General features: G+C 46.7%; 15 protein-coding genes. 10 read left to right on the top strand and 5 right to left on the bottom strand.

Annotated features, from left to right (window positions below; all coding sequences use genetic code 11):
• Window positions 1–91: 91 nt before the first annotated feature.
• A complete protein-coding gene (gene murA / locus N2245_RS03335; protein ID WP_494535311.1) occupies window positions 92–1423 on the top strand; it encodes a UDP-N-acetylglucosamine 1-carboxyvinyltransferase in 1332 nt (443 codons plus the stop codon).
• A 4-nt stretch (window positions 1424–1427) separates the two neighbouring features.
• Here the strand turns inward: murA and N2245_RS03330 are convergent, their stop codons facing one another.
• From N2245_RS03330 to N2245_RS03320, 3 genes are read right to left on the bottom strand one after another with little or no spacing between them, the layout of a single operon-like run.
• Window positions 1428–2612 carry a site-2 protease family protein gene (locus tag N2245_RS03330; RefSeq protein WP_494535310.1) on the bottom strand — a complete coding sequence of 395 codons (1185 nt, stop codon included), beginning with the start codon at window positions 2610–2612 and terminating at the stop codon, window positions 1428–1430.
• A gap of 56 nt (window positions 2613–2668) precedes the next feature.
• Complete coding sequence (locus tag N2245_RS03325) at window positions 2669–3964, bottom strand: lipopolysaccharide biosynthesis protein (protein ID WP_494535309.1); 1296 nt, start codon at window positions 3962–3964, stop codon at window positions 2669–2671.
• A gap of 28 nt (window positions 3965–3992) precedes the next feature.
• Window positions 3993–5054, bottom strand: coding sequence for a DUF2304 family protein (locus N2245_RS03320; RefSeq protein WP_494535308.1), 1062 nt, complete (start codon window positions 5052–5054; stop codon window positions 3993–3995).
• A gap of 260 nt (window positions 5055–5314) precedes the next feature.
• Between N2245_RS03320 and N2245_RS03315 the strand changes: the two genes are divergently transcribed.
• Window positions 5315–7414 (top strand): glycosyltransferase family 39 protein, encoded by a 2100-nt coding sequence (locus tag N2245_RS03315; protein WP_494535307.1) that lies wholly within the window; start codon window positions 5315–5317, stop codon window positions 7412–7414.
• A gap of 41 nt (window positions 7415–7455) precedes the next feature.
• Here N2245_RS03315 and N2245_RS03310 read toward each other — a convergent pair whose 3' ends face one another.
• Window positions 7456–7998 carry a nitroreductase gene (locus tag N2245_RS03310; protein ID WP_494535306.1) on the bottom strand — a complete coding sequence of 181 codons (543 nt, stop codon included), beginning with the start codon at window positions 7996–7998 and terminating at the stop codon, window positions 7456–7458.
• 132 nt (window positions 7999–8130) lie between these two features.
• Window positions 8131–9165: a Gfo/Idh/MocA family protein gene (locus N2245_RS03305; protein WP_494535305.1), complete on the bottom strand. Its 1035-nt coding sequence runs from the start codon at window positions 9163–9165 to the stop codon at window positions 8131–8133.
• Between the two features lie 149 nt (window positions 9166–9314).
• On the opposite strand from N2245_RS03305, the gene N2245_RS03300 reads away from it, so the two are divergent.
• The 8 genes from N2245_RS03300 (at window position 9315) to N2245_RS03265 (ending at window position 18947) form a co-directional block, all read left to right on the top strand.
• On the top strand, window positions 9315–10640 hold the full coding sequence (locus N2245_RS03300) for an alpha-glucosidase/alpha-galactosidase (RefSeq protein ID WP_494535304.1): 1326 nt from the start codon (window positions 9315–9317) through the stop codon (window positions 10638–10640).
• A gap of 69 nt (window positions 10641–10709) precedes the next feature.
• Window positions 10710–11099, top strand: a complete 390-nt coding sequence (locus N2245_RS03295; RefSeq protein ID WP_494535303.1) for a hypothetical protein — start codon at window positions 10710–10712, stop codon at window positions 11097–11099.
• A gap of 18 nt (window positions 11100–11117) precedes the next feature.
• A complete protein-coding gene (locus N2245_RS03290; RefSeq protein WP_494535302.1) occupies window positions 11118–12494 on the top strand; it encodes a dipeptidase in 1377 nt (458 codons plus the stop codon).
• Between the two features lie 70 nt (window positions 12495–12564).
• Window positions 12565–13104, top strand: a complete 540-nt coding sequence (locus N2245_RS03285) for an HdeD family acid-resistance protein (RefSeq protein ID WP_494535301.1) — start codon at window positions 12565–12567, stop codon at window positions 13102–13104.
• Window positions 13105–13236: 132 nt separating this feature from the next.
• Entirely contained in the window at window positions 13237–14691 is a 1455-nt protein-coding gene (locus N2245_RS03280) for an aldehyde dehydrogenase family protein (RefSeq protein ID WP_494535300.1), read from the top strand.
• Between the two features lie 6 nt (window positions 14692–14697).
• Window positions 14698–17133: a GH116 family glycosyl-hydrolase gene (locus N2245_RS03275; RefSeq protein ID WP_494535299.1), complete on the top strand. Its 2436-nt coding sequence runs from the start codon at window positions 14698–14700 to the stop codon at window positions 17131–17133.
• Between the two features lie 18 nt (window positions 17134–17151).
• Window positions 17152–18003 carry an MBL fold metallo-hydrolase gene (locus tag N2245_RS03270; RefSeq protein WP_494535298.1) on the top strand — a complete coding sequence of 284 codons (852 nt, stop codon included), beginning with the start codon at window positions 17152–17154 and terminating at the stop codon, window positions 18001–18003.
• Window positions 18000–18947, top strand: coding sequence for a U32 family peptidase (locus tag N2245_RS03265; protein WP_494535297.1), 948 nt, complete (start codon window positions 18000–18002; stop codon window positions 18945–18947). The genes N2245_RS03270 and N2245_RS03265 overlap by 4 nt, the downstream gene beginning before the upstream one ends.
• Window positions 18948–19134: the final 187 nt, after the last annotated feature.

Below are 19134 nucleotides of genomic sequence, written 5' to 3'. Positions count from 1 at the left end.
AAATTGCGAATAGTCTACTTAGGTTGACCGCGATAGTGATAATATGACAAACTAGCCAGGTTATTGTTCATGCTAATAAAAGGGGGTTACTTTGCACACGCTACTGATAGAAGGGGGAGTACCCCTTAGAGGAGAGATTAGGATAGCAGGGGCTAAGAATGCTGCTCTTAAGATGATGGCAGCCGCTTTACTAACTGAGGAGGAGGTACATCTCTCTAATGTGCCTCATATCAGCGATGTATACGTCATGTCGGCTCTGCTTCAAACATTAGGGGTAGAGGTGAATTGGAATGGTCCTAATACTCTCAGGATCAGAGCTAAGGATATTCGCCCTGTCAGGTTTGGTATTGATGTAGCTGCTAAAATAAGGGCCTCTTTTGTGGTAATGGCACCTTTGCTAGCTAGATGTGGAGAAGCTAGTGTGCCTAATCCAGGTGGTGACAGGATTGGGCATAGACCAGTTGATAGACTTGTAGAGGGGCTTAGGCACTTTGGTGTTTGTATAGATTATGATGGCGCCTATTATAACGCTACTTGTGATAGGTTGAGGGGATGCGAGTACAGATTTAACAAGAACTCACATATGGGCACAGAGCATCAGATAATGGCAGCTGTGTTGGCTGAAGGCAGATCAGTTATATACAATGCTGCACAAGAGCCAGAAGTTGATGATCTGATAGATATGCTGAATTCTATGGGTGCCAGAATAAAGAGGGTTGAACCTAGGACAATAGTCATAGATGGAGTACGCAAGCTCGGTGGCACTCATCACACGGTAATGCCAGATCGGATAGAGGCTGGGACCTTTGCCATAATGGCAGCAGCTACAGATGGCGATCTGTACCTGTCAGGAGCAAACCCTGCTCATATGCAGGCTTTACTCGACAAGATGAAAGAAGCTGGGTGCAGGATTGAAGCAGACCCGGAAGGCATTCGCGTGCGTCGTGGTGAGAGTCTTCGCGCGGTTAATGTAATCACAAGACCTCATCCTGGGTTTATGACCGATTGGCAAGCTCCCTTTGTTGTCCTCTTGACTCAGGCAAGAGGAGTCAGTTTAGTACATGAGACTATATTCCCCAATAGGCTTGGATATACAGAGCAGCTAAATCTTATGGGAGCTCATATAGAGTTATTTAATCCCCCGGTACCCGATTGTGGATATGAGTGGAATGAGAAGGACGATTCTCCAGACTATTTTCACGCAGCTCGGATCTACGGGCCTACACCTCTAAGAGCTGCCAACCTCACCATACCTGATCTTAGGGCTGGTGCGACACTTATCATAGCGGCTCTGTGTGCTGAGGGAGTAAGTAAAGTTAGTGGTGTGCAGTGGGTAGAGCGTGGCTATGAGCACTTCGTGGAGAGGCTTAGATCTTTGGGGGCACGTATAGAGGAAAGCTTACCTGCAGAAGCAACAGCCTAGTGGATTATCTGGCTATTTGAGCATGTATCTGTAACCAACGTAATAGGTCACGCCTACGCAGTAGCCCCACAAGAGTGTCGCCAACAACTACTGGAAGTTGGTTGACGTCAATTCTTGCAAGTTGCTCAAAGGCTTTGGCTAGGTCGTCGTTAGGCCCTATCGTTACTAACTTATCCTTAGGAGTCATGATTCGACTTACAGGCACTATAGGCCATTCTTCCCTGGCCACCTTCTTCAGATCCTCAATGCATACTAGTCCTACGAGCTTGCCGTCCTCAACTACAGGGAAAGATCTTTCGTCTGAGTTAATAAGCAGAAGTCTCACAAGATCTTCTATAGTCATATAGGGACTTGCCGTAGGGATGTCCGTGCGCATGATCCTGTTAACTGGTACGCCTTCTAATATATGGTGTATGACCAACTGTCTATAGCTTTGAGATGCCGCGCTGCTAAGAAACCATCCTATAAAGATCAACCACAAGCCGCTAACCAGTCCTGTCCCGAAAAATGGTATGTGCGCCCCAAATATCATCGCTACGCCTGCTAATATCATTAGCCATCCGATTGCTTGACCTATGAGTGACGCAATCCTTGTAGCCAGTCTTAAGTTGTCGGATACCGCCCAAATGATAGATCTTAGTATTCTACCTCCATCCAAGGGAAAGCCTGGGACCAAATTGAACACCGCAAGAACTATGTTTATGGGCCCTAGCCACAGGAATATGGTTGATAATGGATTAAGCTGGGCCAGTAAGCCCTCTGGGTCATATATCGACAGGTTAGATATTCCTGCTATAGCTGTGCCTATCACCAGGCATATGATACCTATCACCAAGCTTGTTAGTGGCCCCACCACCGTGATCAGGAATTCAGCTTTAGGGGATGGAGGCTCTCTTTCTATATCTGCTACTCCACCGAACATGAAGAGGGTTATTCTTCGGACCGGGACTCCTTGAGATCTCGCAACGAGTGAGTGCGCAAGCTCGTGAGCAAGCACCGATCCAAAAAACAGCAAAGAAGCTACAATTGCCACTAACCATATAGTAGTAGGTCCCCATTCAGGATGTACGACGGCTAATGCACCGGCGGCTAAGTTCCAAGTGACAAGTAGAAAGATGAATATCCAGCTAGGATCTATGTATATCCTTATACCGAATATGCGACCTATTGGTATTCCTGGCCCTAGCATTAGAACTCCTTTGATGTATGAGTATAACCTTCAACACGAAGTGTGCCAAGAATACTTTATATCTGCGATGGACGTGTGACTAGATGGCTTAGAACTAGAAGTATAGATGTAGAGAGGGTACCTATAGCTAGTGCATATGCCACCCTATGTAGAGGATCGGCGCCTATCACTAAGGTGGTGGCTAGAGTGACCACTATACCAAGTATCCAGCTCATGGATGCAAGCCTGGTTCTGGATTTAGCAAAAAGCACCTGATTCATGAACTCATTGAACAGGTAGCATGCAGCTCCCAGCGCTAATACAGTCAACAACCCTCTGCTGAGTCTGTATTCTGGCTTGTACATAAGGGACATAGCAAATGTTCCCAGTAGCCAGAATCCTGCTACAAGAATACCACCTATTGCTCCAAGTGCTAAAGCAGCTATCTTTACGAAATTATTGAATTTTCTATGATCGCCCTTGGCTATCATCTCGCTCAAGTGGGGGAGCAAATTGCTCATTACAGGGCTTAATACGTACTGAGGAATCCTGGTCAGAACCAAACCTGCAAGCAGTAATCCTGCCTGTGCTTGAGCGTTAGATCCTCCAAGAGCGCTGATCATTATAGGTCCGCCGTTAGCCAGTAATTGGGCACATGCCATGCAGATCAATACTGGAGTAGCAAACCTGAACGCCTTACCAATACTAAAGTGCTCTGAGCTACTGGCTTGTGGGACGTCTATCTTTGTTCTGACCAGTAGCACGCTGAGGAAAGGAGCTATGGCTATTCCTACGCCGGGAGCTGTTAGCCCTAATCCTATCAACAGCAACCCTACGCTAAGCAGTAGCCGACTACAGGACTCAGTAATGAACATCAGCCCTACATGGGAGAATTTCTTGTAACCACTAAGCACGCCTCTTTTGAAGTAGCTAAAAGAATACCCAGCTACTGCCATTATGAATACAGCGGTAATTATCGGCTCGTGGGCAAATATTCTCTCCGTCAGTAGCGGAAATGTAACAAGGGTTACAAGCACGAAGATAGTCAAAATTATGTATTGAAGGTGTCTAACACTTCGTAGTACTGGCAGCCAGCTTTCGGCTTTAGCTTCTCTTTCTGGTATGTACTTAGCCAAAGTCTGAGTGATACCTATCCAAAGTATCTGAGCCACCAGAAAGGTTGCTGACCATAAAGTAGCTATAACTCCGTAGTCCTCTAGCTTGAGGAAATAAGCGGATAGTATTTGAAATCCATAGGTGAAAACACCAGTTATTCCCAGAGAAAGCGCCAGGTAGATTGATCCTGCTCCTACCCCTTGGCGCGAAGAGATAAGCTTTTGCCCTCGTATCTTCTCTACTATAGGTACGCTCAATTGAATGTTTAGGAACCTCCAGAATATACTATCTCAACCAAGTCTGCACTATCACACGTAGTACGCCAAGAGGATATCTTAATCTCTTTGGTTTCTTGCTCTCTCCTTCTGCCCTCTTGAGTACGGAGATTGGAACCTCCATTAACCTCAGCCCCTTCTTGGCTGCCTCTATTATCATCTCCGTAGTATGGAACTGCTCCTCCTTGAGATGTAGCCTCTCAAGGTCACGCACTCTAATAGCCCTGAATCCGTTAGTGCAATCGGTAACCTTGAAGCCTATGAGTATAGAGATCATGCGTGAGAAGAAAACTACTCCAGCATGCCGTATGCTCCCTCTCTCTTCGTAGTACCCATAGAAGCGCGAGCCCCATACGAAGTCTGCTTGGTTGTTGATTATCGGTGTTACCAAGCGTTCTATCTCTTCTGGCCTATGTTGACCGTCTGCATCCATATTGACCACAATATCTGCACCGATCATCTTGGCTATATCAAAGCCTGTCTTGTGCGCAGCACCTCCACCACAGTTGATTATGTGCGTAGCTACGCTGACTCCGGCCTTGCGGCTGACCTCTTCAGTCCTATCTGTAGCTCCGTCTACTATGACTAGGGTGTCTAGCCTGTAACCTAGTAACTCAGATGGGATTCGCGGTAACACAGTTTGTATGGCCACTTCCTCGTTGTAGGCAGGGATAGTTACAAGTATCTTGCCTTGATTGCCGGAAGCGGCATTGCCCGTTTCTCGATTGGCAAAGCCAAACTCTTCCATATACTTTTGCTTTGCCAAAGCCCTAATAGTATCTATATTGCGCATGTTTATGTATCTTATTTGGTTCAGAGCGTAGAAGAAGAGCCCAAACAATAGGAGGTTAGTGAATACTAGTATGGCAAATAGCCTATTCTTCAGCCCAAACGCTGACATTAAGATATTGCCTACAGGAGGGAATATCGAAACGGTAGCTACTCCCGCAGAAACTAATAGCGCTAGGGTTAGATCAAATCTGGTCCATCGCCCATTGCGATATTTAGATATGCCATAGTAGGCGAACAGTACAGCTACTAGTACTCCTACTATTCTCACGCTGTATAACATCCTGTATAGAAATCCCCCTTGTGGTAACAAAAGAATATGTCGAGCTAATATTATCAGTTAATGTTTTGGCCTTACCAGTAATGCAGATTGTTAATTTACGTAACTATTATAATCTATTTATTGTACATTCTTTCAGATGAACTTGATTGCTTATAATGGCGTTAAGTATTTGAGCTTTCTATGGGGGTGAGAAGCTGTTAGGAAAGACTGAAACTATCAAGGAGAGGGACAAGTACGATAGAGTTCGCAATCCCTGGACTGTGGCTAGGGTCTCTCCTAACTACAACAAACTGGTTTTTCTGGGGGTATTAGTACTCTCATTACCGCCTTTGCTCTGGTTTGCCCACTCCTGGAGGGTACCGCCTGATGCTTCATGGTACTTGGTACATGGACTGAATATCGTAAGCGGTAAGGGGTATGTAGATATTCAGGGCGATCCGCAAACTGTTCGTGGCCCTGTGTTTCCTGCTTTTTTGGGGCTTCTCATGCTTCTGTTGGGCAAAGATATAGACCAGCTGGCTTGGGCGGCCCGATTGTTTGCACTGCTGAACCCGTTGCTTCTCTATCTTTTGATAAAGAGGCTACTTGGGAGCAGAGAGGCGTTAGTGGCTGCTCTCTTCCTAGCTTACTTTGGGTATACAAGTACTTTATCTCAGGCTTTCAACATAGATGCCTTCCTTCTTACCGAGTACCTGCTTACCGTGTACTTGATACTGACTGCCGTTGATCGCAGATCTAGCTGGCTAAGTCTGCTTTCGGGCTTCATGCTCGGGCTAATGGTCCTTACTAAGGAAACTAGCATAGTGGTTGTCCCCACAGCTGTGGTAACTGCTCTTCTTCTAGGGTGGGCTCTAAAGGATGTGCTGCTGCACTACTTGGGGGTGCTAGTTATATGTACCCCATGGTGGGTGTGGGTGTGGGATGTAAGTCAAAGCGTGTTCCTGTTAGGTAAGGTTCCGGTCTACTTTCTGTATCTAGTGGGAGCAGTATCTCTAATTGCTGTTATGGCGTTCTACCTGGCTTACAGGCTGGGGATGGTTCATAAGCTAGCAATATACGTGCAAGTCAATAGAGAATGGTGCACCTGGATTCTTGTAATTGGATGGACAATTGTAGCTTCTCTTGCCATGTTATCTCAGGTGAATGATTTGAGAATAGATCAGTCTACTGCAAAGTACCTTGTCACCCAGGTAATGCGTGGTACACCTCTATGGTATGTCCTTCCACTAGGTGGGTTATTCGCCTTATGGAAGGCGATAAAAGGCAGCAGAAACTGGGCATATTTGCTTGCGATGGGGATTCTATGGGTGCCGGTTTCTCTGGTTGCTCTTGTGATGGAGATATCTATCAGGCAGTGGATGATCCAGCAAGCGTTAGGTTATGCTGCCCTAGCCGGGCTGTACGTAGCTGCTCCAGAATTCTTTTCTAAGCTGAAGGCTTGGGACTGGAAGATAGTACTGAAGGGTATACCTTCTAGATCGCAAGTTATAGCTTTCGTGAGTTCGCATTACCTACTCAACTATGCTCTTACCAGCTTACTTATACTTTTCCTTATATGGGGAACCGGAGTACAAACCCGAGTATTAGCTAACGGCATAGCTTCCAATACACCAAATAGTAACCCCGTAGCCACGGATGTAAATCCTGCTGTGTTGGATATGAAGAACTGGATCGATCAGAACATCCCTCGAGGCGCTACTATACTTGCGACCTGGCAGTACTCATATCAGTTGGCTTTCCAGGATGACTTCAAGCATAAGTGGAAGGCCTTCAAGATGAACTGTGCTTCTGGTCCAGAGTCTATATCCGCATCTTCGTGCAGATTGGATATCCAGATAACTCCTATTTGGCCACCCTCACAAGTGCCCTTCTGGATGCATATGGATAATGCCTGCAGGCCAACTATGGTTACTTTCTCTGATTTGATCAGGGAGATGAAGAAGGATGGAGCTTCTTATCTCCTTATGACTAGGCAACAGGATTTTACGGCAACTAACTCTTGGACTCCGGCATTAGTTTCAAGTGGAGCTTTTGAGCTGGTATATCAGACCTTTGTGAGAAGAGGCTCTCCAGCTAACCAAATATCCCTCTCTATGTTGAGGCTAACTGGGAGGGAGCCGAGGAATCTGCCTACTCAGATGAGCGCGGAGAGTGTTATAAACCTAGCCCAATGCGAAATGCGTAGAGTAGGGGAGGATAAGTACGTGCAGTCCATCAGGTCTGCGCTGCCTTATGGTATATGGCTAGTGATTGATCCTAACGACAACACCTCTAATTCGGCCGCAAATATAAAGCAGGCTAGGGAAATAATACAGTCCATATATGGCTACATTCCTAATCCACCCTCACAGAATAGCTAGGCAAGCACGGGTAGTATAGCCCGTGCTTGCCTTAATTTAGGCTATCTATTGTGTTGGCCGTACCTCTCCCAATGAACGATCTCAGATAGAGGTTTCCTGGGCTGCTCTCTTCTGGGCCTATTCTTCCTGGCCTCGTAGTCGGGGTAGCCGAGAGATATAGCTGTCCTAACAAATTTATTATCTGGTATGCCCAAGGTGGCTTTCACCTCGGATCTACCGTTTTCGCCGAACCATCCTATGCATCCTCCTACTCCGTGTGCCCAGGCTGCGAGCATTATTCTCTCAGCAAGCCTTCCCTCATCATATGTTTCGTGTTCGAAACTCTCTCCAGCCATGACCAGTACTATACCGGTGGCAGCTCCAGCTAGATGTCTAGCGTGTCCTTCAACAGTAGCCAGCTTATTCAATGTATCTTTGTCTCTTATTACTATGAACTCCCAGGGTTGCCTATTCACTGCGCTGCCGGACCATCTTGCTACTTCCAGTACATCGTCTATAACATCGTCTGGTATCGGCTGTGGTGTAAACTCCCTTATGGCTCTCAGGCTCTTGAGAAAGCTTATTTTGTCAGAAGCTGTGGACATACATGGATCCTCCTTTCAACATGATTATTTGATCTCCAGAATAGAACTTCCAACACTTTTGCTTGAGAGCAACATCGTCTCACTGCGCTGTAGTCTGGGGTTAACCTCTGGGATTTTATTTTCTTCTAGATCCTATTTGCTTAGCAGTCCTGCAGATCTATATAGCTCTAATGTCAAGGCAAGACTTCTTCTTCCCTCCAGCCCATCTATAGAAGGTTCTCTATTTTCTTGGATTGCAAGAATAAAATCTCTAAAGAGCCTCGTATGGTTCTCTGTGCTTATTCCTCTTGGATCTGCTGCTGCACCTGCAGAGGCGTTCTCTACAACTTCCGGGGCTTTGACCCGAGCCTTATTAGGCTCCGCTAGCTCCCATCGGCGTATGCCTTCTCCTTCAAGCTGTATACCGCCCTGGGTACCGTATATCTCTACGGCATGAGGAAATCCCGGAGAGGTGGTGGTTGTGGCTGTTATTGTAGCCATTGCCCCATTGCCGAACTTTAGAATGCCTACGAGTGTATCTTCCACCTCTATATCCCTGCTTAGGGTATCGGCAAAGGCGCTTACCTGCTGGGGATCTCCCATATACCAAACTAGTAGATCAACAAGGTGTATACCTTGGTTCATGATAACGCCACCTCCGTCGAGAGCCCATGTGCCCCTCCAGGCAGCTTGATCATAGTAGGTTTGAGGGCGGAAATATGGGATCTTGACTAATCCTAAGGTCAACCTTCCGAGATCACCAGCATCTATAGCCTGCTTGACTGCTTGAAAAATAGGATCCATACGCCTTTGAAGTATTACTCCTAGTTTCACTCCCTGAGATCGAGCCATGTCTATCATTGAGTCAGCATCTTCCAGGTTTAGAGCCATTGGTTTTTCTACCAACACGTGCTTTCCTGCCCTCATAGCATCTAAAGCCTGAGATGCATGTTGGCCGCTAGGGGTACAGATAGTTACTACATCTACATCGCGATTTGCTAGCAGGTTTTGTACAGACATGCAGTGTACACCAAATCTGGTGCTTATATGCGAGAATTTGTAAGGATCATAGTGGCCTATGGCTATCAGTTTAGCCCCCAGATCCGAGTTGGCTTCTATCGCTTTCTTGTGATATTCGGCAATCATTCCTGCCCCTATAATGCCGAATCCCAAGGTACGTTCAGGCAATTGGATCCTCCTTATTTTTATAAGATGGTATTACCTCAAAGTTTGCAAGTTTTTTGATGTGATGGTCAATAGCCTGGACTGCATATACTGTTCCTGCAGGTAAGTCTTTGAGATAATGTGCTTGAAGACCATTAGAGAGGAGGGGCCAAGTGCCAAAGATTGCTTTCATAGGGGCGGGCAGCGCTGTTTTTACGCGCAATTTATTGGGGGACTTACTAACCTATCCGGAGCTTGATGGCAGCACCATATCGTTAATGGATATCGATGCTGATAGATTGAAAGCGGTAGAATCCCTAGCCAAGAAGATGGTTGAGCAAGAAGGCTCTAAGATGGTGATAGAGGCTACTACGGACCGCAGCCAGGCGCTTCAAAACGCGGATTACGTGGTAATAACTATACAGGTAGGGGGGCTCAAGGCTTACGAGCTAGACATAGAGATTCCCAGAAAATACGGGGTGGAGCAGTGCGTGGGAGATACTATTGGCCCTGGGGGTGTATTTAGAGGGCTACGCCACTTGGCGGTGATAGAGGATATATGTAACGATCTGGAAGAGTTAAGTCCTGATGCCTTGATACTTCAGTACACCAATCCCATGGCTATATTATGTTGGGGTATTAGCTCTATGTCATCTATTAGGTTCGTAGGGCTTTGTCATAGTGTGCAAGGCACTTCGGAGGAGCTGGCGCACATAGCAGGGGTGCCCTACGAAGAGTTGTCTTATTGGGTAGCCGGTATAAACCATATGTCCTGGTTTCTGAGGCTAGAGCACAGGGGACTTGATCTGTATCCGATACTTTTTGAGAAGATGAAAGATCCGGATATCTATGCTCTGGATCCTATCCGGTTCGATCTGATGAAGCACTTTGGTTATTTCGTAACTGAGTCCAGTGGGCATGCTTCCGAGTATTATCCTTACTTCCGTAAGAGACAGGATTTGTTGGAGCAAACCTTAGCCAAGTTCACTCACCCTAGGCATGGCTGGTTCAAATTTGGTCAGACGGGAGGTTATCTCAAGCATTGCTTTGAAGTTGCAGATCATTACTACGAGGACATAGAGTCCCAGCTCAAAGCTGACAAGATAGAGATAAAGAGATCCAGAGAGTATGGAGCACAGATAATCCATTCTATAGAAACTAATACCCCGAGAAGAATCAATGGGAACGTTACCAACTACGATCTGATAACCAACCTGCCTTATGGTTGTTGTGTGGAAGTCCCATGCTTGGTGGATAACACGGGCATCAACCCATGTTATGTAGGAGATTTACCACCTCAGTTGGCAGGTTTGATACGTACAAACGTCAATCTGCAAGAGCTTGCGGTTCTGGGCCATATACATCGGGATAAAACCCTTGTGAAACAGGCGATCAAGATGGATCCCCTCACTGCAGCTGTGTGCTCACTGGAGGAGATCGATAACATGGTCGATGAGCTGTTTGATGCTCAGAGAGAATGGCTGCCCCAGTTTAGTTAGTAGGAAGACATCAGAGTGGCATCCAGGTTGCGAACTCTAGGATTGACTAACAAGTTAGGAGAATGTTCAATGCCTGGAATAGAAGAGCTACGTAAAAGTGATATGATGGCACATTTGATAGATTCGCTGGAATCGGGGAAGGATATAGGACATTATGGGAGATTGGTCTTTGTCATGGTAGCAAGATACTTCTTATCTGAGGATGAGATAGTGGGGCTGCTTAAGAAGGATCCTGACTTCTCAGAGGAGGATGCCAGGAGCCTCTATAAACAGGTTGTATCAAAGGGCTATAACCCTCCGAAGAGGGAAAGGGTACTGGAGTGGCAAGATCAGCAGTATTTCCCTATATGTCCTAATCCAGAGGATCCTGATTCTTGTAACGTCTATAAAGATCTAAATTTTCCTGAGGAAGTATACGAACAGATAAACGAGTATTATGATCAGAAAACAGAATCGTAATTGGTGGGAGTCATATCCATGAGCGACGAAGTGTTTTCTAGGATAGATGCTAACAGAGACCAGTACCTCGAAGATCTCAAGGATTTCCTAAGGATACCTAGTATAAGTGCTTTATCAGAATACAAGGCTGAGGTTGCTAGATGTGCCGAGTGGTTGAAGGGGCATATGATCAAGATTGGACTCCAGAAGGCAGAGGTCATCCTTACCTCAGGGCATCCGGTTGTATATGGCGAATGGTTAGGAAGCGACTCTGGAAGGACGATACTAGTGTATGGACATTATGATGTTCAGCCTCCAGATCCTCTCGACCTTTGGCAGACTCCTCCTTTTGAACCCTCAGTAAGAGAGGGTAGGGTTTATGCGCGGGGAGCTGTCGACGATAAAGGACAGGTCATGATGCACCTGAAGGCAGTGCAGGCCCTTTTGGAGGAGTATGGGAGGCTTCCTGTCAACCTGAAGTTCATTATTGAGGGAGAGGAGGAGATCGGAAGCCCCAGCTTGGATGAGTTCCTGGTTCAAAATAAAGACAGATTAGCATCCGAAGCAGTTGTTATAAGCGATACTGGATGGATAGCCCCTGGAGTACCGTCTATCACTTACGCTCTGAGAGGACTATCCTATATTCAAGTCGATGTCTATGGTCCCAAGTCTGATCTGCATTCTGGCTCTTATGGTGGAGCTGTTATGAACCCTGCTGAGGCAATAGCACGTATAGTAGCCTCGCTTAAGGACGATAAAGGAAGGATCAAGATAGATGGATTCTATGATAAGGTAGTTGACTTGACTCCGCAGGAGAGAGAAGAATTCTCAAAATTACCTTTTGATGAAGAATCATTCCTTCAATCTCTTGGTGTAGATCAGCTGTATGGTGAGGAAGGGTACAGCACACTTGAGAGGCTATGGGCAAGGCCAACTCTGGATGTAAATGGTATATGGGGTGGATTTACTGGAGAGGGTTCCAAGACGGTTATACCTGCTGAGGCCCATGCTAAGATAAGCTGTCGTTTGGTACCGAATCAAGATCCTGAAGAGATCTCAGACCTCCTGGAGAGGTACATACGTAAGATGACTCCTCCAGGGGTGCGCGTTGAGATCCAGAGGATGCATGGAGGTAAACCAGCTATAGTGCCTATCGATCACCCTATTAACCAGGCAGCTGCTAGAGCTCTAGAGAAGGCTTTCGGTAAGAAAGCAGTTTTCATCAGGGCAGGTGGCACCATACCGGTGGTGGCTAGCCTAAAGGAGATACTTGGCTTACCATCTATCCTTATGGGTATGGGGCTGCCTGATGAAAACGCTCATGCCCCTAATGAGTGGTTCTTGCTAGATAACTTCTATGGAGGTATTAAGAGCGTTGCAGCTCTATGGCTAGATCTAGGTACGGTTACGGTCTGAAATAACTATTGTCATGGCATAGAATCAGCTAACACCTCCTTAGGACAATTATCTAAGGAGGTGTTTTTCTATGTTGATCTTGGCCAGGAACTGGTGGTCTATTGTTCTGAGAGGTGTCATCGCTATTCTATTTGGGATATTAGCCTTTATTTGGCCAGGTATAACAGTTCTGGTGTTTGTTGCCTTGTTTGCTGCTTATGCCATCGTAGATGGTATCCTGGCTATCATCTGGGCTCTTCGTGACTCTCGAAATTGGTTAGCCCTTGTAATAGAAGGCATTTTGGGATTGGCAGCTGGTATAGTTGCTATCTTGTGGCCTGGGATAACAGCTTTGGCTCTGCTTTATCTTATAGCAGCTTGGGCAGTGGTCACAGGTATTTTTGAGATAGCAGCTGCGATACGCCTTCGTAGAGAGATTTCCAATGAATGGTTGCTTGGTTTAGCTGGACTGTTCTCTATAGTTTTTGGGATAATCCTCTTCTTATTCCCTGGTTCTGGTGCGCTGGCGGTGGTCTGGATTATAGCATCGTATGCGATACTGTTTGGCATACTGCTGATAGCACTAGGCCTAAGACTCAGGAGCATATACAAGTCCCTACGAACAGCTTAGTGCGACCTCTTGCCTATAACCGGGGCTTCCTGTTACCCTCATGTTTGCGGAGAGCCCTAATGCAGTCTTAGTGTTTATGGTGGTTTGATTAGAAAAGTGCATAAAGATAAGTTTGCCTAAGAGGAGAGAGTGATGGAGATTCTAGCCCATTACATAGCTGGTGAATGGATAAGTGGTACCTCTGAGGAATATAAGGATGATGTAAATCCCTCTGATTTCGGTCAGGTATTGGCAAAGATTCCTCTGGGGGATGATTCTACCGTGCAGAGGGCCGTAGAGGCGGCTAATAATGCCTTCAAAGGCTGGAAGCATACGCCTGGCCCTGGTAGGGCAGAGTTTATGCACAGGGTGGCTAACTTGTTAGCGCAGCATCGACAGGATGTTGCACGAGTTGTGGCCTTAGAGGTTGGCAAACCTATAGGGGAGGCCCTAGCAGAGGTAGATAGAGGCGTAGTTATACTACGCTACTATGCAGAAGAAGCGGTGCATCCAATGGGGAGTGTAATCCCGGCGCAGGTCCCTGGTAGTCTCCAGCTTACAGTGCGTGACCCAGTGGGCCCACTAGGAGTGATTACTCCTTGGAATTTCCCGGTAGCCATACCTTTATGGAAGATTTCTCCCGCTATTGCTTTTGGGAACACCGTGGTGTGGAAGCCAGCGGAAATGTCCTCGATGGTGGCTGTGCACTTGATGAAAATATTTGCTGAAGCTGGCCTCCCTCAGGGAGTAGTCAACCTTGTGCTAGGCAGTGGCTCGAAGATAGGCAAAGCACTGGTAGCCTCTGATGGGATAAGGGCTATTACATTTACTGGCTCAGAAGGTGTTGGTATGGGTATAGCTCAGCAGGCCGCTCAACGCAACATCAAATACCAGCTTGAGATGGGAGGCAAGAACGCAGCTATCGTGCTTCCTGATGCAGACCTGCGATTGGCAGCAAGGCTGATAGCTTCAGGAGCTATGAGGTATGCGGGACAGAAGTGTACTGCAACTAGCAGGGCAGTAGTTGTGGCCGATGTGATCGATAGTTTCATTGAGCACTTGATTGACGAGGTGAAAGCTCTGCCCGTTGCCCCAGCAATAGACGCAAATAGTGCGGTTGGACCTCTGATATCAGAAGATGCTCTTTCCAAGGTCAGTTACTACGCTGATGAGGGGGCAAAGTCTGGTGAGGTAGTTCTAGGTGGGAAGAGAGCTCAAGGTCCCCTCCTGGATAGAGGTTATTTCTTCGAGCCAACGGTAATTCGCGACGTCTTCCCTGATGCAAAAGTTGCTCAGGAGGAGATCTTCGGACCTGTACTTGTGGTGCATGAGGCCAAGGATCTGGATGACGCAATAAATATTGCCAACAACTCCAGATATGGGCTGAGTGTATCTATGTTCACTCGGGACATAAACGCTATACTTTCCTACATACCGAATATAGAGGCTGGGATGGTGAGAGTTAACGCAGATACAACTGGTGTAGATCCGCATGCTCCATTTGGCGGGATGAAGTCCTCAAGCTCACATTCTAGAGAACAAGGGCCTGCTGCAGTTGAATTCTTTACAGATACAAAAACTGTACAGATAAATCCAATAACCGGATAGAGAGTCATGGTTTATTCAGAGGATGAGATTTACGGTATGCACCCTCAGAGGGTATTCCCAGGAAGTGCTTGGGCTGTGGCTTTCCCACTTGGGGGCATTGGTACAGGCAACGTCTCACTAGGAGCTAGGGGAGAGCTACGAGACTGGGAGATATTTAATAGGCCCGCTAAGGGCTTCTCTCTCCCCAATACTTATTTTGCTCTGTGGGCAAGACTGGAGGACGAATCTCCAGTTACCAAAGTCTTGCAATCTCTTCCCCCTCCGCCTCATACTCAGTCGCATGGCTACCATCCTACTAGTGGCTTAGGGCTTCCACATTTTGCTTCCACGCTGTTTCGAGGCGAGTATCCTATAGCTTGGGTCGATTTCGAGGATGCTGATCTGCCTATAAAGGTTACTCTGGAGGCCTTCACACCTTTTGTTCCTCTGAACGCTGAGGATTCTGGCATACCGGGAGCGTACTTGATCTACAGGGTAGAGAATATATCTCCTAAGAGGATAGATGTGGCCATAGCTGCATCTATTACTAATCCTGTAGGTGAAGTAAGGCGAGATAGATTTGGTGGTTTCTCTGTAGAGAGAGGAGGTAATGCCAACGACTTTCGACGTCAGGGCCGTATATTAGGTCTGTTTCTTCGCTCTAACAGCTACCCTCTATACGACCTTAGGTATGGAGACCTATCTCTGGTAACTATGAATAGCCGCGTGACTTTCAAGCGAGTCTGGCTCCCCTCCAGATGGGCTTGCGATTCCGTTGAGGAGTTCTGGAGGGATTTTAGTATTGATGGCAAGCTGGAGGATCTAGGTATAGAAGATCCATCCGAGGAGGGACAAACCTATACTGGCTCGATTGCCGCTATGGAGACAATAGCTTCAGGCGAAGTAAAGGATTTCGTTTTCATACTTTCATGGTTTTTCCCTAACAGGATGAGGAGTTGGGAGGGTGATGCTGAAGGCCTTGAGGACGTAGAGATAGTTAGAAATCACTATTCTAGAAGATTCTCCAGCTCCTGGGATGTAGCAATGCATCTTGCCAGGAGGTATGACGAGTTAAGATCTGTTACTTTCAGCTTTCATGATGCTCTGTTTAATAGTACCCTTCCTACTCATGTCATAGATGCAATAGCTAGTAACATCACTGTTCTGCGTAGCCCTACTTGCTTTTGGCTTGAGGATGGTAGCTTCATGGCATGGGAGGGGTGTTTTGATGATGCTGGGTGTTGTGCTGGGACCTGTACCCATGTCTGGAACTATGCTCAAACTGTAGCCTTCTTGTTCCCTGATCTTGAAAGGGCTATGAGGCGTAGCGAGCTTTTAGCTGAGACCAATCAGGAAGGTAAAATGAACTTTCGGGGTTTGACTTCCTTAGGCCAGATTTGGGACCACGAGGCGGCAGCTGACGGTCAACTAGGTACGGTGATAAGAGTATACAGGGAATGGAAGTTTTCAGGAGATGATGCTTTCCTGAGGGAACTATGGCCTAAGGTTAAGTCTGCTGTCAGTTATTCTTCCCTATATTGGGATAAAGACCGGGACTTCATCCTCGAAGGTAGACAACATAACACTTACGATATAGAGTTCTACGGGCCTAATCCACTTACCGGGATATTGTTTCTAGGAGCCCTTAGAGCAGCCGAGGAGATGGCAAAGTATCTAGGTGATGAGTCTGCAAAGTCCTATGAGCAGGCTTTTGAGGCTAGTTCTAGAAAGCTGGATCAACTGCTGTGGAATGGAGAATACTACATCCAGAAATTGGATGATCCTGATGAGTATCGTTATCAGCATGCTAGCGGTTGCCTTTCTGATCAGCTTTTTGGGCAGACGTTGGCTAGCCTGACTGGGTTAGGATATTTGCTTCCCAAGGAACACATTAGAAGAGCTCTAGAATCCATATTTGCTTATAATTTCAAGCCTAACTTCTGGAACCACACAAATACACAAAGAGTATACGCTCTTGGAGATGATGCTGGATTGGTGATGTGTACCTGGCCTTTGGGCGACAGACCGTCTTTCCCGTTCCCATACTCCGACGAGGTTTGGTCAGGGACGGAGTACCAAGTTGCTACTCTCATGATATACGAAGGACTTCTTGATGAAGCGCTAACGATCGTCAGGGCTACGAGGGATAGATACGACGGCTTCAAGAGAAATCCATGGGACGAGGTAGAGTGTGGTCATCACTATGCCCGTTCAATGGCAAGCTGGGGATTACTTATAGCCCTTAGTGGTTTTTATTATGATGGACATAGTAATACTATGACTTTTGATCCTAAGATCAATAAGGAAAACTTTGCCTGCTTTTGGAGTACTTCTAAGGCTTGGGGGATCTTCAGCCAGAGAACTGATCCACAGACTGGCAATATAATTCCTCATGTAGAGGTGTTATACGGTGATGCCCAAGGCATGAAGGTGTTAGCATGTGGTCAGGAAATAACCTTGTAGATGTGGAGGAGTACAGTAATGGGGCTGTCGGAGGAGATAAGGGAAGCCATAGTACCGGATGGTACGGTGTCTATATGGTGGTTGGGCCAGGCCAGCTTTGTGTTACGGACCAATGATCAGACTATCTATATAGACCCTTTTCTGTCGGAATTTGAAGGTAGGCTTATCCCACCTCCATTCTTGCCAGAGGAGGCTCCACCAGCTAGCGCTGTCTTGATAACACACGATCATATAGATCATTTGGATCCTGAAACTATCCCAGGGTTGATAAAAAACTCCCCTGAAGCCAAGTTTCTTGTTCCAAATCCTATATCCAGCCAACTGTTAGATATAGGTGTCCCGTCAGAGCAGATAATAGGCGTTCAACCAGAAGATAACGTATCTCTGGGCTCTATAGCTGTTCATGTGACGCCTGCTATGCATGGTGAGTCATTTCCCCCTTATGCCTATACCTTTGGAGATCCCCAAGAAGGCTATAGGTTTGTAGGTTACGTGCTGGAATATGGTGATACGCGTATATATCATGCTGGCGACACCATAGTCTTCGATGGCTTATCGGATATGCTCAGAAAACTGAACGTTGACGTGGGACTTCTCCCTATAAATGGGAGAAACTACTTTAGGGAAAAGAATAACTTGGTAGGGAATATGGATGAGCGCGAGGCAGTGGAGCTCGCGGCTGAGGCGCATATAAGCACGATAATCCCCATGCATTACGATATGTTTGAAACAAACCTTGGCAGGCCAGATGCTCTGATATCTTACCTGCAGAGGTTTCATCCTGAGATAACCTGTATATTCCTTGCCAGATTCAAGAGGTTCGACTACGTCAAATCCCCACAAAAGTTATCTGAGGTGCAGGGCGCATGAGCTCTATAGACGACGCACGCCTTTTTCTCAGAAGTCTGGATCTGCCTCCAGGTGACCTTTACGACCTCCCTACTAGCACTAAGAGGTTCCCCGATGGGGCCCAATATAGAATTGAGATTCCAAGTACAGAGGGTCCAGCGTGTTTGCGCGCAGTAATAGAGGAGTCTGAGCGTCTTGGAGTAACCATACATAGGGTATCTCAGGGTAGCGGGGTTCTAATGCTAACTGATGATGAGATAGATGATATGGCCTCATTGGCTTCTGCTAGAGGTATTGAGGTAAGCCTATTTGCCAGACCTAACGCTAGTTGGGATACCAGTGCCATGAGTCTTGCTAGTGCAGGTGGCGTGGTATCTCCACGCGCGAGAGGTCAGGATCAGCTTATCTATTGCCTGGAGGATATCAAAAGGGCTGCAGACCACGGAATAAGAAGCGTCCTGTTGGCTGATGAGGGCGTGCTGTGGGTCGCAGCTAAGATGCGCTCTAGGGGTGAACTTCCAGCAGACATGCAGTTTAAAATGAGTGTGATGATGGCTGCGGCCAATCCAGTATCAATCCGTCTCATGCAGGATCTAGGAGCTAACACCTATAACATTCCCACAGACTTGACTCTTCCTCAGATAGCAAGTATACGTGCAGCCGTGGATATACCGCTTGACATATACGTAGAGGTACCTGATGATGTGGGAGGCTTTGTCAGGTTGTACGAGATTCCTGAGTTGATAAGGATCGCATCTCCGGTTTATATCAAGCTAGGATTAAGAAATGCCCCAAATATATATCCCGTAGGCAAGCATCTGGAATCCGTAGCTGTGCTAATGAGCAGGGAAAGGGTAAGAAGAGCCAAGATAGCTGTAGATATAATCCATCGGTACTATCCAGATGCCGTGCAATCTGCTGCAGGAGCTAAGGGATTGGCGGTACCTGTCCCTAGAAAATCCTAATCTCTCCGCAAGAATTAGTATTTAATCAGCCCGAGGACCTCTAACTCACCTACGCTGTCCATATATAGCCATCCCATCTGGTTTATAGATAAATAAAAATCATCTCCTTATATATCTGGGCAAAAGAATTGCTGACCTATTTACTTGGACAGATTTTAGTGCTATATTGCTGCGGACTTTTGATGCT

The organism is Thermobaculum sp. T2p (genome assembly GCF_059335935.1).
The sequence above is the reverse complement of the archived record's forward strand: the minus strand, read 5'-3'. Positions and strand labels throughout refer to the sequence as shown.